The sequence below is a fragment of the Salinimicrobium sp. WS361 genome (genome assembly GCF_050750585.1).
Taxonomy (GTDB): Bacteria; Bacteroidota; Bacteroidia; order Flavobacteriales; family Flavobacteriaceae; genus Salinimicrobium.
In genome coordinates this window covers 224,692-239,178 of the sequence record NZ_JBOJLM010000002.1, presented here as the reverse complement: position 1 = coordinate 239,178, position 14,487 = coordinate 224,692, and the positions used below count along the sequence as shown (strand labels likewise).

Below are 14,487 nucleotides of genomic sequence, written 5' to 3'. Positions count from 1 at the left end.
AATTGTAGTTGTAAAATGTAAGTCTTGTAAGAACCGTTTTTGTTACAGCAGCAAACAATCTATTGCACTTGTGCAGTAGGATTAACCGGTTTTAGCTGGTTCCAAACTTTAATTTTGTCATTTGCGGTAATGCCGTCTTTAATTTCTACAAAGATGCCGTCACTCACTCCCAACTCCACATCCCGGCGCTCAAATTGCTGGTCTCCCGTAGCTACTTCAACAAAAGGCTCTTGTGTTTTAGGATCAAATTGTATCAACGCTTCCCTTAGAGCCAGCACATTTTCGGCTTTCGCCAGGATAATGGAAGCATTCGCACTTAAGCCAGCTCTTATAAAAGTAGTATCGGCTTTGTCAAGAGTTCCTTCGATATCAAACTGAATAGCCCCGTTTTCCTCCACTCCTTTTGGCGCTATGTAATCGAGAACTGCTTTAAAGGTTTTATCTTCAATAGCGCCAACCATTACTTCAAGCGGCAAATCTTCTTTTATTTTCCCAACTTCACTCTCATCAACCTTTCCTTCAAAGATCATTTTATTCACATCGGCAAGAATAGCTATAGTGGTACCGTCATTGAAATTATTACTTTCAATCACCTGGTTCCCCACTTTCACAGGAACGTCTAACACCATTCCTTCTACTGTAGAACGAATCAAGGTATTTGCAGCAGTTCCCAAACCGCTTGTTGTTCCCGTACGCACAATCTCATAGTTTTGTTGTGCAGATTTATAATTCTGCTCTGCCCTTCTAAACGCCACCTGGGCATCATCAAATTCATTAGCCGAAATTACTCCCTTTTCAAAAAGTGATTCCTGACGCTCAAAATTCCTTTTTTCATTATCAAAGTTGATCTTTGCCGTTTGCACTGCATCTTTAGCATTCTGTAAAGATGAAACATTAGGGATCACACGTATCTTCGCAATTTGATCTCCGGCCTGTATACGATCACCGGCTTCAATAAAGATTTCTTCAATGATCCCTGAAATATTGGGTTTAATCAAAACTTCTTCTTTTGGCACAATATTCCCTGTAGCCACTGTCTTTTTCACAATAGTTTTTTCTGAAGCCTGTTCGGTCTCATAAACTGTTGGGTCTTCCTGATTTTTGGCATACAGGTAATATAGCGCTCCGGTAAATGCTACTGCGATTACCACCAGGATAAGGATCGTTACAATTCTTTTCATTCTGTTTCTATTTATTTTTAATCTATTCTGTTCTTAAAGCATCTACGGGTTTGATCTTGATAGCGTTTTGCGCAGGGATCAAACCGGCCAGTAGACCTGAAATTATTAATATAGCGAGAGCTGTTATCACCACGCCAAGGTTTACACTTGGATTGAGGAACATCATTTCTGAAGTATCCATACCGCTTAAAGCTTTGTTCACAAGTGCTATTACCCCTGTAGCCAATACAATGCCTGCCATACCTGAAATAATAGTTAGAAAAATGGATTCCATGAGAATTTGCCCTCTTATTGCCCAGGGTGTTGCACCCAGCGCCCGCCTTACACCAATTTCGTTGGTTCGTTCTTTAACTACAATAAGCATGATATTGCTTATCCCAATAATCCCCGAAAGCAGCACCAGAATTCCGACGAAATAAGCAACACCTTTTAAAGCAACAAACAATCCGTTGATCTTATTAAACTCTTCAAAAAGGTCAAAATTCCCTACTGCCCTTTCATCTTCGGGATGTATAGAGTGCCTGGTCTTGATCACCTCTATCACGTCACCTTTAAGATTGGTAATAGATGACCCGTCTTGTGCGGTAATGGCCATCCAACCTACATTGTTCCCCATGTTGAAGGCCTGAGAAAAAGCAGTAAAAGGAACGTAGATCTGTTTTTGATTTTCTTCGGCATTACCATTATTACCTTTCTTCTTATAGGTACCAATCACCATAAAGTTCACCCCACTTACCTTGATATAGGTCCCCAGCACTTCCTCTCCTGGCTCATACAAGGTTGTACGCACTCCCTCTCCTATCACAGCCACTTTCCGTTTATCATTGATATCGGAATAATTAATGAACCTGCCCGAAGTGATATCCATAGGTTCCTGCTGAATAATTTCAGGATAATCCCCGTAAACATTAAAAGCTCCGGTGTTCAATCCCCTGGTCACGTTGTTTCCTCCACCAAACCCGCCGAGCTGGTTACGCGGGGAAACAAATCTCATATTTGGCACTTCCCGTTTAATGGCAGCCACATCATCTACTTTGAAGTTGTATCTTCTTCCTTTAGGCAGACCTTTATAAGGCTTTGAAGTTACCTGGGTCCACATGAACATAGAATTGGTTGCCATTCCACCAAATCCCTGCTTCACTCCATTCTCCAGACCTTTACCGGCAGCAAGCAGTATAACGAGAATAAAAATTCCCCACAGCACCCCAAAAGCGGTAAGTACGGTTCTAAACCAGTTAGCACTTAGAGCTTCCAGTATTTCATCCCAATTATCTCTACTAAACATGCTTACTCATCTCTTAATGCTACAATAGGTTTGATTTTCGCTGCCCTGTAAGCAGGGAAAAAGCCCGCCAATGCTCCGGCAACTATAAGAATGACCACTGTGGTTAGTGCGATTCCAAAATCTACCGAAGGGTTCGATATAAAGTTTGTCTCTATAAGCGGCCCAACCAGTTCGAGCAAGGCTAAACTTCCAATAAGCCCTACCAACCCTGCAATGGCAGTGACAAAAATAGATTCATGCAAGATCATTCCAACTATAGAAAGTGGTTCTGCCCCCAAAGCTTTTCTTACACCTATTTCTCGGGTGCGTTCCTTTACAATTATGAGCATGATATTGCTTACCCCCACAATTCCTGCGATAATGGTACAAATCCCCACGCCCCAGAAGAAAAACTTGATCATGTTAATGAGGTCATAGAACCGTTTCATGTTTTCAAGTGAATTATTGATATTCACGGCCCGGTTATCTTCGGGAGCTATACTGTGTTGTTCTTTCAGGAATTGTTCTAATTCTGAAGTGAATTTATTTGAGGCGGCAAGAGCTGCTTCAAAATTATCCTCTTGTTCGAGGGTAAAAGCCATATTATTAATATGATTCTGTCCGTTGAAGACCCGTTGGCCGGTAGACAACGGCACATATACCCGACTCTCTTCACGCTCTCCCCCTGGATCTGTGAACACTCCAATTACTTTAAAATTTATGCCTGAAATCTCAAGGTATCTGCCAATTGGATCTACCTCTTTAAAAAGGTCATTACTCACCCTGTTTCCAATCACCACTACCTTTTCATAATTGTCGTGATCTGAATAATTGATGTAACGCCCTTTGGTCATACTGCTCTTCTCAAGAAACTGGTAGTCGGGCAGCACTCCTTCCACTCTATAAGAACCCGATTCTTTCTTGTAGGTCACCACCCCATTCCAAATCCTGTACACAGAGGATTTGAATTCCAGTTCATTCTCATATTTCTGAGCCGTGGTTTGAAAATCTGTATTCTTCAGCCGAATATTGCGCCCGGGATTAAGCCCTTTGTACTCCACAGAGGTAGTACCCGTCCATATATACAAAATATTGGATGCATCCCGTTCAAATTCAGAAGAAATACCATTTTTCATTCCCTCTCCCAAACCTAATAATATAACGAGGATAAAAATTCCCGAGGCTACCGAGAGGCCTGTGAGAAAGGTTCGCAGTTTGTTCTTGCGAATTGTATCAAAGATTTCTTCCCAACGCTCAAGATCAAACATGTTGCAGTGCTTTTATCTGATCTATTTTTTTATCATCTATGATCAAACCGTCTTTAAGGTTGACGATTCGTTTTGTCATTTCGGCGATATCATGCTCGTGGGTAACAATGAGAATAGTACGCCCCTCTTCATTGATCTTCTGAATAAGATCCATAACTTCATAAGAGGTTTTAGTATCAAGAGCACCGGTAGGTTCATCGGCCAGTAACACTTTTGGATCACTTGCAAGAGCCCTGGCTATTGCCACCCTTTGCTTCTGGCCTCCCGATAATTCATTCGGAAGATGTTGTGCCCAGGGAGTAAGCCCTACTTTATCGAGATAGGCCATTGCCTTCTCTATTCGTTCTTTACGTTTCATGCCCTGGTAATATAGAGGCAGGGCCACATTATCTAACGCAGTTTTATAATTGATAAGGTTAAAAGACTGAAAAATGAAGCCCAGAAATTTATTGCGGTAGCGGGCTGCAATTTTTTCATTAAGATTTTTAATAGGAACCCCATCAAGGGTGTAAGTGCCGCTATCGGCTTCATCAAGCATTCCAAGGATGTTGAGCAGGGTAGATTTGCCCGAGCCAGAAGAGCCCATAATAGACACCAGCTCTCCTTCAGCAACACTAAAATTTATCCCCTTAAGTACGTGCAGGGAATTGCTTCCTGTTTTATAGGATTTGTGCAAATCTTTGATTTCAATCATACCGGGTGTAATTCAAATTACTATGAAGGGCGCACCCATTAGACTGGTAAAAACAGGAAATGTTACATTTTCTGAAAAAAGATTTAAGAAAATGCCATTTTTAAGAGGAAAGAAATTATTCTTCTACACGTTTCTTTCTCCTGGACTTCCAAATGAAATAGGCCACTCCAGCCATTAATAAGTAAGGAAAGATCATAAGATATACGATCCCGTCGTTAATCCCTTCAGCAGTAGATTGACCCTGTTCGGTTTCAAGTACGGCACGGCACATAGCACACTGTGCCTCAACGTCAACCGAAAGGAAAAGAATAAAAATAGCAGTAATAAAAATTCTTGCTTTCATACCTTTAGTAATAAGGAGCCATGAATAAATACACCAGCACTCCCGTCACCGCAACATACAACCATGTTGGATAGGTGTAACGGGCAATCTTACGATGCTTCTCTACCTCTCCTGTAAGGCCGCGGTACATTGTGAACAGAACGAGAGGGACAATAATTGCCGAAAGCAGGATGTGCGTGATAAGAATAAAGAAATAAATATACTTAAGTACCCCTTCCCCACCATAAGGCACGGGTTCATTACTTATTTTAGATATGACGTAACTCACCAAAAATACCGCCGACAGGAAAAAAGCCGAGATCATAAGGTTCCTGTGCCATATCAACTCCTTCACCTTCATTGCATAGTAACCGGCAATAAGAAAGATGGCAGTAGAAAAATTAAGAACAGCGTGAAAAAGAGGGAAGTTCTTAAAGCTTCCGCCCAAAACATCATACCGCTCTGGCAAATACATCAAGATAAGCACCGCCACCGGCACTAAGATGGAAACCACCACTATGGTAGGCACCATTACTTTATCTGTACTTCTATTTATCATCAACAAGTCTTTTAGCGTCGGCAATAAGTATATCAATTTGAGGCTCTTCCTCTCCCGGCTCCACAACTGCATTGCGAGGCACAGAACCCCTGTAATAAATAATGGGGTTTCCAAAAGAGTCTTTTCGGGACCTGATATAACCCTCACGATCTACAAGGGCAAAATATCCTGAATGGGCAAAGCCGCCCGCTGCATTTTCATCTTCGCCGGCATAAATATTAAAGCCGGAATTAGCAAGATCATAAATATCTTCCTGCTCTCCTGTCATTAAATGCCAGTTAGGATGGTTTATATTATTATTTACCGCATATTCTTTGAGAACCTGGGGCGTATCATGGCGGGTGTCTATACTAAAAGAAGCAATCCCAAAATCTTCATTGGAAGCAAATACATCCTGTACTTCTACCAAATTGTCTTTCATAATGGGACAAATAGTTGGGCAGGTAGAGAAGAAGAATTCGGCGATATAAACCTTACCTTCATAATCTTTATTGGTGATGGTGTCTCCATGTTGATCTATGAATTCGAATGGCGGGACTTTCTTCTTTTCTTCATTCACCATAATATAATCAAGATCAACATTGGCAGCAGCCCGTTCTTCCCGGCCATCAGACCTGTTTGAAGAAACTGTTTCCTCTTCATTCACCCTGTCAATGATCTCGGGTACTACAATGATCCCAAAAATAACGATTACCAGGAATAGCCCTATGTATGAGTAATTTTTCATTAATCTTCAGTATTCTCTTTATTGTACTTTTTAAGCTCGAGGCGATATTCAGCTAAAATAACCTTTACATCGTCGGTCATTTTATTGTTGAGAACATAAATTGAGCCGGTATCGTAGCCAAAAAGCTCGTTCCCATCATCATCTTTATCCCTACCGCGTAATTTTCCTTCTTTATCAATAATAAAGACATTTGGCGTAGAGAGGTCGCCATTAAGCTCGAGGTTGGTATTAAGGCTATCAAACAGCGCGTTGATCTCTTCGGAAGAAGCTGTCACAAATTTCCACTTTTTGAGATCTATAACTTTTGAAATCTTTAGCTTCAGCTCTTCTACCTGCGCCTCACTTCCTTCAGGAACTACCGAAACAAACTGAAAGTCATTAAATTCGGCATAAGGATCATAGATTTTTTCAGCCAGGTGATAGGCGTTATTCATATAATCTATGGGTTCGACCCCGGGAAAACCAAGAATTGTGATCTTTTTATCAAAGCTCACTTCCTCTTCGCCACCTTCAAGGCTTCTAAAAGATTCCAGCTGATAAATTTCCTGAGTAAGGACAGGCAGACGGGCAAAGTTATTGACTCCTGAAGCGAAGAACAGATAAGCCCCAAGGGGAAGTGCAAAAAGCACAAAAATGACAAAGAATTTTTTCATATTATCTTTCCGGAAAGATGTGTACAAAAATAAAAAAAGGCGGTTTTAAAACCGCCTTTCCTTTATGTTTTAACTTTTAGAAATCCCAGGCCACCTGCCCCCGCTGCAGTACCTCGTGAACATAATCTCCTTCAGTAAGAAGAATAAAAACGAGGTAAACAATGAGAAAGCCTGCGGTCCAGACCACAGAGCGTCTTAGCCCTTTGGTCTCGCCCTCCATATGCATAAAGGCCCAGGTAATATAATAAGCCTTCCATATTGTAAGAACAATGAAGATCCAGTTGATCAACTTCAAGCTAACGAAGTAGGTATGCACCAGAAAATCTGGTTTGATGATCCCTAAGATAACTTCTACAAGAGTAATGATCGAAAGGATTATAAATACCGTCCAGATCCTTTTAGAGTTCGATTCGTGTGCGTGTGTAGTATCGTGTGCCATTTTAATTCTTATTCCAGATTATACCAAATAGAAGAAAGTAAATACAAATACCCATACAAGGTCTACAAAGTGCCAGTACAATCCAACTTTTTCTACCATTTCATAATGCCCTCTTCTCTCATAAGTACCAATAAGCACATTGAAGAAGATGATGATATTAATCAAAACCCCGGTCAATACGTGAAAACCGTGGAAACCAGTGATGAAAAAGAAGAAGTCTCCAAAAAGGGGATTTCCATATTCATTTTTTTGAAGGTTTGCTCCCTCAATAACTCCTATTCCCTCGCTCTCAAGTTTTGCCAGTGACGCCTGTCTTGTTAAGATCACTTTCTCTCCTGTCTCGGTTAACTCCTGTGTTCTTATAAGAAGGTTTGGATTAGCTTCAAATCCTGCAAGCACATCATCCATTGTGAAACGTGCCAAAGTTGGCTCATCTGTAAACCAAAGGCCATTTGTTCGCTCATGTTGTATCCTTTCTTTTGGTGCAGCAACCACAAATTCATCCAGTGCAACGCGATGCCCATCATTATCTATAACCTGCAGCACATTACCACCCCGGGTTTCAATAGCACCATAGGTACCCTGAATAAAATTCTTCCACTCCCATGCCTGTGACCCAAGGAAGATGATACCTCCAATAATGGTCAACAACATGTATATGGTTACCTTACCTTTTTTCATGTTATGGCCGGCATCTACCGCCAAAACCATAGTTACAGAAGAAAAGATAAGGATAAAGGTCATTAAGGCCACGTAATACATGGGCGCATCTACGCCATGCAAAAACGGAAAGTGGTTAAAAACCTCATCGGCAATCGGCCAGCTGTTAGAAAATTTGTATCTCGCAAAACCGTAAGAGGCAAGAAAACCGGAAAAAGTAAGCGCATCTGATAAGATGAAGAACCACATCATCATTTTACCATAGCTCACTTTCAAAGGTTGATTCCCACCGCCCCATGTTTTTCCTTCGGTACCTGTTCTGGTAACAGTCGCTTCCATAGAAAGAGTTTGATTTTTAAAGTATGGGCAAAAATAGGTTTTTTATTTATCTAAAGAAATATAAAAATAAAAACAGGTAAATCCAAAGGGCATCAACAAAGTGCCAAAAGGTAGCACCAAGTTCTAAGCCAAGTGTTTGCCCTGCATAGTACTTCTGTTTAAAATGGTTATAAATTATTACTAAAAGTACAATTATTCCTCCTAAAAGGTGCACTAAATGCGACCCAACAATCAAATAAAGGAAAGAAGTGGTTACACTACTGGCACTTCCGGTAAAGAAATATCCGGTTTCCAGCAGCTCGTTAAAGCTCTGGAATTGCAGGCCGATAAAAATTAAGCTAAGCACCAGTGTACCAACAAGACCCATGGTTGCCAGACCGTGTTTGTTCTGTTTTACCGCTTTTTCAGCAATGTGAAAAGTGACGCTGCTCAAAAATATAACCAGCGTGCTCCAGATAAAAGTAGCCGGCAACTGAAGATCAGCAAGCCAGTCGGGCCGGTTTTTACTTACAACATAGGCACTGGTAAGACCGGCAAACATCATGGCCATACTTATAATCCCGAACCAAAGCATCATCTTTTTTGCCCTGCCCTGCTTGTGCTGACTGGTTCCCTGTGTTAAATCCATACTCGAATTAATTTATCTAATACATATATTATTTGCAGCAAGGTAATGTAAGACACACTTGCAAGCATAAGTTTCTTTGCCGATTTTTCATCTCTTTTCCTGTAGAGCTGCACTGCATAATATAACATCCCCAACCCAATAAGAAACACAAGAACAGCAGAAAGCGGCGTAATATAGAGGGCTCCTGTCATTCCTGTGGCCGGAATCAAGGAAACGATCAAAGTCCACAGCGTATAAAGCACAATTTGCACTGCAGTTCCTTTATCTCTTTTTCCGGTAGGTAACATAAAGAACCCGCCTTTTGCATAATCGTCATACAACCACCAGCCCAGGGCCCAAAAATGCGGAAATTGCCAGAAGAACTGAATCATGAACAAGGTTCCCGGCTCAATACCAAAATCTCCCGTAGCTGCCACCCACCCCAACATAAACGGGATAGCACCAGGAAAAGCTCCTACAAAAACAGAAAGTGGGGTCTTGGTTTTTAAAGGCGTATAAACACTAACATACAGAAGTATACTTATTGCCCCAAACATGGCCGTACGCGGATTAATGAGGTAAAGTATGATGAGACCCAGCACCGTAAGGGTACTGGCAATAACAAACGCAGTGTTTATTGACATTCTCCCCGAAGGAACAGGCCTGTTGCGAGTTCTCTTCATTAAAAGATCAAGATCCTTTTCCAGGATCTGGTTATAAGCGTTTGACGCTCCAACCAGGCAGTATCCTCCAATAGCCAGCATGATCACTGTAAGAAAATCAATAGATTCTGCTCCTAAGAAATATCCGGCAACCGAAGAAAATACTACGCTTATAGCCAGCCTCATTTTGGTAATTTCCTTAAGATCGCTTACCAGGGATACGGACGGACTATGTACTTGGGTGTTTTCCAAAAATGGCAATTTTGGCGCAAAGATACTTCTTAATTGGTTTTTACCAAGAACCTGACAGCGTTAAATTTAAAACTGAAGAAAATATAAATATTGATAATCAATATCTTATAGGTACTACATATCGTAATACCAGTTAAAAATATCGGTGCGCAACCCAATATTGAACCAGTAGGTGGTATTTTTAAAATTATTTACGGTGTTTACTTCAGGATCAAAGTTCCGGTAAATAAAACTTCCGAAGAACTTCAGGTTAGTCACCGGATTAACAATATATCCTACTTCAGCTTGCGAAAAAAATGATTGGGTGGTATTGCCCTGCCCTATTTCCACACCTGTTTCAAAAGGCCGGTCTTCCTCGGTTCGATAGATATTTCCGCCATAATAAGCGCCATTCTCAAGAAAATCAAAGCCGCGTTCCCCATAGATGGCTTTTACATGACCATAGTACCTCCCGGTTTTGTAGCGGGCTATAGCCACCAATTCCCTGAAATTCGCCCCCCACAAATGCGCCATAGATTGATTTGCATGGCCATAATTAAGCGTGATGGTATTGTGCGAATAGGTATAAGGCCGCACCTGATTGTATTCAAGCTGCAAGTGAAGATCCTGAATATTGAATGCATTAAAATATTTTGCCCCTACCTGAAAGCCGTGTTTATTTTTCCAACTGCCCTCGCCTCCAAAAACATCAGTAGAAGAAAACTCATCAATAAGCCACTGCCCATAGGTAAGAAAACTGCTGCTCCACTTATATTTTCCGGTGAGACCAATAATGGCATTACCTGCCTGCGCCCCGGTAGAAAATTCGATAGCCCTGTAAAAAATTATAGGATTGAGGTAATTAAGATCAAAGCCGCGGTTATTGTCATTCTCCCACATTACCGATTCAAAAAAGCCAATATTAAGCCGTTTTGTGACATTGTAGCTCAAATAATGGTTCGCCATAAACTTGGTACGGTAGGAACCTTCACCCGTTACCTCTGGGCGAACATCTCGCAAAGACATCCAGGTGTTAGTGTATTTTATTTTCCAGAAAGTGGTATTCAGTTTAAAAAATGGATATGGAGAAGCATTATCGCTCAACAGCAAAGATCTGTACCCATCACCAATAAAATTCTTCCCATGACCAAACTGAAGGTTAAAGAATTTCCCGGGACTAAAAGAAAGATAGCCTTCGGCGACAGGATAGTCATATCCCTGCCCCATAAAAGGTTTGGCAATACCACGGCCGGGAATAATAGCAGCACCTTCGTTCCCGGGTCTTATTGATTCGGCGTAACGGTTAAAATAATCGGCAAACCTTCCCTGGTTCTCGTAAACCACTGAGTAAAAATTTAAATTCTTACCCAAACCACCCTGGAAGATGGCTGCCCGTGTGTTGTTGTAGGTTACGTCCAACTCACTATCAAGGTCTTTCCCCACCTGCACATCAAGCCCAAAATCTACCGTAAACCAATACCCTTCTCCCTGAAATTTAAATAGATGCTCATTCCACACCTTTCTCCCCACCCAGGAGGTGACAGGTTTTTGAAGCCCCAGCAGTTCTTCTTCAAAGTTGTAGTAATCTTTTACTTCTGAAAACAAAAAAGGTTTGGAAGCCGAATGGAAATTAGTCCCCACCATGTTCACCTCATCTTCAAACCGACTGTAAAACTCGTGCGAGAGCGGAATATTAATATCACTATCTAATCTTGGATGATTAAAATCCAGTGGCTTTATCTGCTCGTACTCTGTGGTAATATCAATTTCTTCCTGCGGTTCCGGTACCTCTGCTTTTACAACGCTCACATTCTCTTCCTCAATAACTGCGGAAGGTGCTCCGGCTTCTAATGGAATATTTATGGGCATACGAAACTGCATATCAATGGGCCGGCTGTTATATGTGGCAGGGGAGATCTTCGGAAGGGTCTCAAAAATGCGGTTTAACTCCGCCTTTAGTTCGGGGTAGGCGGCATTGATGTAGTTAACCTGAAAATTTCCGTCACTGGTAACTTCAAAAAGTACCACCATTTCACCCTGATAGTTGTCTTCAGCAACAACAGCGGGCAATATAAATCCCTCTTTAATCTTGCTTTTTAGGGTAGTATTAAAACAAAGTTCCTGTTTATCAAAACCCACCTCCCTGCATTCCGAAAACTGCGGAAATCTCTCCGGATCCCCTTTAAAGGTCTGGGGAAAAACAAAAAGCGGAAGGAAAAAGATGAGGAGCGGGTAAAATCTAGTCATATCCTGCACAAAGCTGAATGGATTACAGGGGAAAGATACATTTTTTTAAGTATCTGATGGATTTCCTTCACGCAAAAAAATCCCGCAGCTAACTGCGGGATCAAAAATGCCATTTTTGACACTCTTTTATTCCTGAATCCTAAACACAATGGGCAATGAATAAATTACCCCCACCGGTTGACCACCCTGCTTCCCCGGAATTAACTCAGGGAAAGCATTTATAACCCGTATAGCTTCTTCTTCCAGTTTTGGGTGAGGCCCACGCGCCCCAATAGCTTTCACCGTACCGTCTTTTTGTACTTTAAGGCTCACATAGATGCGGTGCAGCCCACTAAGCCCCAGTTTCTCTCCCAAAGCCTTATCAAAGGTGCGACCCACCAGCCGGTTCACCTGCTCGCCAAAGCATTGTTTGCGGGCATCGTTATTTTTGAGGTTTTCACATCCGGGGAATACTGGCACCTCCTCTACTGCGTGAATATTATATTCTTCTATTTTTTCTTCTTCATCAACAAACTCCACTTCGGCCACTTTCAGGATCTTTTCGGGAGTTTCTGTAGGCGCTATCAGGGTTTCCTCCTTTTCGACGTCATCTTTAATGATCTCCACCTCTTCAGTAATTTCCTTCGGAAGTTCGGGTGGTTTTACGTCTTCTACCTGCGTCACCGGAACAGGCTCTTCTTCAAATGCATAGGCCACAACGAGATCTTGCTGCGATACCGGTGCCGAAGAAACCTGCCATTCTATGAGTTGCCACGCCAGGAACAGGGCCAGGACCAGCCCGAGCTGAAAAAATAAGATGCTTCTTTTTGAAAGATCTGCTTTTGCACTTTTCTTGTTTTTCATAATGATATATTTATAGATTAGTGAATTTCCAGATTAAAAAAAGATATTAAAAACATCTTTTTAACAACATCTATAACACAACATCAATAATTAGACCGAAGAGCAGCAGCCTGTTGAAAATCAGGCCTTTCATCGATAAAAACAAAAAGTTTAAAGCAAAAAAAATCCCGCAGTTGCTGCGGGATTTTTAAATATGTTATGAGACTAAATTAGTCCTGTACTCTAAAGGTAATAGGCAGAGAGTATAATACCCCAACCGGTTGACCACGTTGTTTACCAGGTTGCATCTTAGGTAGCATATTCACTACTCTTTCAGCTTCCTGCTGTAGGCGTGGGTGTGGAGCACGTGCCCCTAACACAGTTACAGCACCGTTCTTTTCAATCCTGAACTGAACGTAAATTCTGTTAATTCCTGAAAGACCAAGATCACTTCCCAAACCTGTATCAAATCTACGGTTTACGAAATCATTGATCTTTTCACTCATACAGTTTTTACGAGCCTCGTTGTTCTTTTCATTTTCACATCCTGGAAAAACCGGTACATCTTCAATAACTGCAAACGGAACGTCCCCAATTTCTTCCTCTTCTTCAACAACCTCTACTTCTTCAACTTCCACGATTTCCTCCTGGTTAGTCTCGGTAGATTCGATCACGGTCTCTTCAACCTCTTCTTCATCTTCTACGATCTCGATAACCTCGGGTGCTGGTGGTGGTGGTGGCGGTGGTGGTGGTGGTGGCGTATTCAATTCGGTGATTGGTACATCTTCCTCCTCAAAGGCATCCATATCAACCATTCCGGTATCAATAGCTTCCTTGTCGTAGGTTTTCCACTCAATCGCCTGCCAGGTGACAAAAAGCATCACGATCATTCCAATCTGGAAGAACAGAACGCTTCTCCTGGACAAATCAGCTTTTGGGTTCTTTTTGGGTTTCATAATTCCGTTTTAATTATAGGTTGGCTAAAATAATTAATTTTTCATTAAAACTAAATTTATCTTAGCTTTTAACCTCGTTAGATTTTTCCTAAGGATCCAAACGACAATTGCGGCCACTACCACTCCGATAGTATTAGCAAGAATATCAAAAAGATCCGGTTGACGATAACTGGTTATTACACCCTGAAGAAACTCAATAAAAATGCCAAAAGCAACTGAAGCCAGGGAAATAAACATTATCCTCTTAAAAAGGCCTTTTTCTTCAAAAGTAAAAAGGCCGAATAGCATCCACAGCAGGCCAAGACCAAAATAGGCACCACCATGCATGGTTTTATCGCTCATCCCCAGGTCCTTTACCGGAGTATCGGCCAGGTTAATGAGAGACAGGTATAGTATTAGGCCCGTGTAAATTAAGGCCGGAAAAAAGAAAAGGAGTTTAACCCTCAACAATTTCTGTATATTCTTCGGCACTCAAAAGATCGTCTAATTGAGATGGCTCGCTAAAACGGATCTTCACCATCCAGCCTTCGCCGTAAGGATCAGAATTTACTTTTTCCGGTTCGTCTTCAAGGCTCTCATTGAATTCGATGATCTCTCCAGAAAGTGGTGCAAATAGATCAGACACTGTTTTTACAGCTTCAACAGTACCAAAAACCTCTTCTCTATCAAGGGTTTCATCTACAGTCTCTACTTCAACATAAACAATATCTCCCAGCTCACCCTGGGCAAAATCGGTAATACCTACTATTGCAACATCTCCTTCAATTCTCACCCATTCGTGATCATTGGTGTACTTTAAATCTTTTGGAATTTTCATGGTTAGGAATTTATTATAACAAAGGTAATTTTTTAATCC

The 14,487-nt window shown here is 41.4% G+C and carries 17 protein-coding genes; all 17 read right to left on the bottom strand.

Annotated elements, in window-relative coordinates:
* Positions 1 to 59: 59 nt before the first annotated feature.
* On the bottom strand, positions 60 to 1,181 hold the full coding sequence (locus tag ACQ93I_RS02980; protein WP_431697072.1) for an efflux RND transporter periplasmic adaptor subunit: 1,122 nt from the start codon (positions 1,179 to 1,181) through the stop codon (positions 60 to 62).
* A gap of 22 nt (positions 1,182 to 1,203) precedes the next feature.
* Positions 1,204 to 2,466, bottom strand: a complete 1,263-nt coding sequence (locus tag ACQ93I_RS02975) for an ABC transporter permease (protein WP_431697071.1) — start codon at positions 2,464 to 2,466, stop codon at positions 1,204 to 1,206.
* 2 nt (positions 2,467 to 2,468) lie between these two features.
* Positions 2,469 to 3,713: an ABC transporter permease gene (locus ACQ93I_RS02970; RefSeq protein ID WP_431697070.1), complete on the bottom strand. Its 1,245-nt coding sequence runs from the start codon at positions 3,711 to 3,713 to the stop codon at positions 2,469 to 2,471.
* Entirely contained in the window at positions 3,706 to 4,407 is a 702-nt protein-coding gene (locus tag ACQ93I_RS02965) for an ABC transporter ATP-binding protein (RefSeq protein WP_431697069.1), read from the bottom strand. The genes ACQ93I_RS02970 and ACQ93I_RS02965 overlap by 8 nt, the downstream gene beginning before the upstream one ends.
* 115 nt (positions 4,408 to 4,522) lie before the next feature.
* Positions 4,523 to 4,750, bottom strand: coding sequence for a hypothetical protein (locus tag ACQ93I_RS02960; RefSeq protein ID WP_431697068.1), 228 nt, complete (start codon positions 4,748 to 4,750; stop codon positions 4,523 to 4,525).
* A 4-nt stretch (positions 4,751 to 4,754) separates the two neighbouring features.
* Entirely contained in the window at positions 4,755 to 5,288 is a 534-nt protein-coding gene (locus tag ACQ93I_RS02955) for a DUF420 domain-containing protein (protein WP_431697067.1), read from the bottom strand.
* The gene (locus ACQ93I_RS02950; protein WP_431697066.1) at positions 5,278 to 6,015 is read right to left on the bottom strand and encodes an SCO family protein; all 738 of its coding nucleotides are present in this window, start codon (positions 6,013 to 6,015) and stop codon (positions 5,278 to 5,280) included. The genes ACQ93I_RS02955 and ACQ93I_RS02950 overlap by 11 nt, the downstream gene beginning before the upstream one ends.
* A complete protein-coding gene (locus ACQ93I_RS02945) occupies positions 6,015 to 6,668 on the bottom strand; it encodes a hypothetical protein (RefSeq protein WP_431697065.1) in 654 nt (217 codons plus the stop codon). The genes ACQ93I_RS02950 and ACQ93I_RS02945 overlap by 1 nt, the downstream gene beginning before the upstream one ends.
* 76 nt (positions 6,669 to 6,744) lie before the next feature.
* Positions 6,745 to 7,107, bottom strand: coding sequence for a cytochrome C oxidase subunit IV family protein (locus ACQ93I_RS02940; RefSeq protein WP_266068416.1), 363 nt, complete (start codon positions 7,105 to 7,107; stop codon positions 6,745 to 6,747).
* Between the two features lie 18 nt (positions 7,108 to 7,125).
* Complete coding sequence (locus ACQ93I_RS02935; protein WP_431697064.1) at positions 7,126 to 8,106, bottom strand: cytochrome c oxidase subunit 3; 981 nt, start codon at positions 8,104 to 8,106, stop codon at positions 7,126 to 7,128.
* A 46-nt stretch (positions 8,107 to 8,152) separates the two neighbouring features.
* Positions 8,153 to 8,734, bottom strand: coding sequence for a cytochrome c oxidase subunit 3 (locus ACQ93I_RS02930; protein ID WP_431697063.1), 582 nt, complete (start codon positions 8,732 to 8,734; stop codon positions 8,153 to 8,155).
* Positions 8,725 to 9,627: a heme o synthase gene (cyoE, locus tag ACQ93I_RS02925; RefSeq protein WP_431697062.1), complete on the bottom strand. Its 903-nt coding sequence runs from the start codon at positions 9,625 to 9,627 to the stop codon at positions 8,725 to 8,727. Before cyoE ends, ACQ93I_RS02930 begins: the two co-directional genes overlap by 10 nt.
* A 114-nt stretch (positions 9,628 to 9,741) precedes the next feature.
* Positions 9,742 to 11,853, bottom strand: coding sequence for a gliding motility protein RemB (locus ACQ93I_RS02920; protein WP_431697061.1), 2,112 nt, complete (start codon positions 11,851 to 11,853; stop codon positions 9,742 to 9,744).
* A gap of 126 nt (positions 11,854 to 11,979) precedes the next feature.
* Positions 11,980 to 12,696, bottom strand: coding sequence for an energy transducer TonB (locus tag ACQ93I_RS02915; protein WP_431697060.1), 717 nt, complete (start codon positions 12,694 to 12,696; stop codon positions 11,980 to 11,982).
* Positions 12,697 to 12,905: 209 nt separating this feature from the next.
* Complete coding sequence (locus ACQ93I_RS02910) at positions 12,906 to 13,631, bottom strand: energy transducer TonB (RefSeq protein WP_266068407.1); 726 nt, start codon at positions 13,629 to 13,631, stop codon at positions 12,906 to 12,908.
* Between the two features lie 33 nt (positions 13,632 to 13,664).
* Complete coding sequence (locus tag ACQ93I_RS02905) at positions 13,665 to 14,078, bottom strand: VanZ family protein (RefSeq protein ID WP_431697059.1); 414 nt, start codon at positions 14,076 to 14,078, stop codon at positions 13,665 to 13,667.
* A complete protein-coding gene (gcvH, locus tag ACQ93I_RS02900; protein ID WP_431697058.1) occupies positions 14,068 to 14,448 on the bottom strand; it encodes a glycine cleavage system protein GcvH in 381 nt (126 codons plus the stop codon). The genes ACQ93I_RS02905 and gcvH overlap by 11 nt, the downstream gene beginning before the upstream one ends.
* Positions 14,449 to 14,487 lie beyond the last annotated feature (39 nt).

Bases quoted from the DNA above. Each gene is read 5' to 3' on its own strand.
- ACQ93I_RS02920 (WP_431697061.1), bottom strand. From the start codon at position 11,853: ATGACTAGATTTTACCCGCTCCTCATCTTTTTCCTTCCGCTTTTTGTT.
- ACQ93I_RS02955 (WP_431697067.1), bottom strand. From the start codon at position 5,288: ATGATAAATAGAAGTACAGATAAAGTAATGGTGCCTACCATAGTGGTG.
- ACQ93I_RS02930 (WP_431697063.1), bottom strand. From the start codon at position 8,734: ATGGATTTAACACAGGGAACCAGTCAGCACAAGCAGGGCAGGGCAAAA.
- ACQ93I_RS02975 (WP_431697071.1), bottom strand. From the start codon at position 2,466: ATGTTTAGTAGAGATAATTGGGATGAAATACTGGAAGCTCTAAGTGCT.
- ACQ93I_RS02945 (WP_431697065.1), bottom strand. From the start codon at position 6,668: ATGAAAAAATTCTTTGTCATTTTTGTGCTTTTTGCACTTCCCCTTGGG.
- gcvH (WP_431697058.1), bottom strand. From the start codon at position 14,448: ATGAAAATTCCAAAAGATTTAAAGTACACCAATGATCACGAATGGGTG.
- ACQ93I_RS02970 (WP_431697070.1), bottom strand. From the start codon at position 3,713: ATGTTTGATCTTGAGCGTTGGGAAGAAATCTTTGATACAATTCGCAAG.
- ACQ93I_RS02935 (WP_431697064.1), bottom strand. From the start codon at position 8,106: ATGGAAGCGACTGTTACCAGAACAGGTACCGAAGGAAAAACATGGGGC.
- ACQ93I_RS02980 (WP_431697072.1), bottom strand. From the start codon at position 1,181: ATGAAAAGAATTGTAACGATCCTTATCCTGGTGGTAATCGCAGTAGCA.
- ACQ93I_RS02915 (WP_431697060.1), bottom strand. From the start codon at position 12,696: ATGAAAAACAAGAAAAGTGCAAAAGCAGATCTTTCAAAAAGAAGCATC.
- ACQ93I_RS02950 (WP_431697066.1), bottom strand. From the start codon at position 6,015: ATGAAAAATTACTCATACATAGGGCTATTCCTGGTAATCGTTATTTTT.
- ACQ93I_RS02940 (WP_266068416.1), bottom strand. From the start codon at position 7,107: ATGGCACACGATACTACACACGCACACGAATCGAACTCTAAAAGGATC.
- ACQ93I_RS02910 (WP_266068407.1), bottom strand. From the start codon at position 13,631: ATGAAACCCAAAAAGAACCCAAAAGCTGATTTGTCCAGGAGAAGCGTT.
- ACQ93I_RS02960 (WP_431697068.1), bottom strand. From the start codon at position 4,750: ATGAAAGCAAGAATTTTTATTACTGCTATTTTTATTCTTTTCCTTTCG.
- ACQ93I_RS02965 (WP_431697069.1), bottom strand. From the start codon at position 4,407: ATGATTGAAATCAAAGATTTGCACAAATCCTATAAAACAGGAAGCAAT.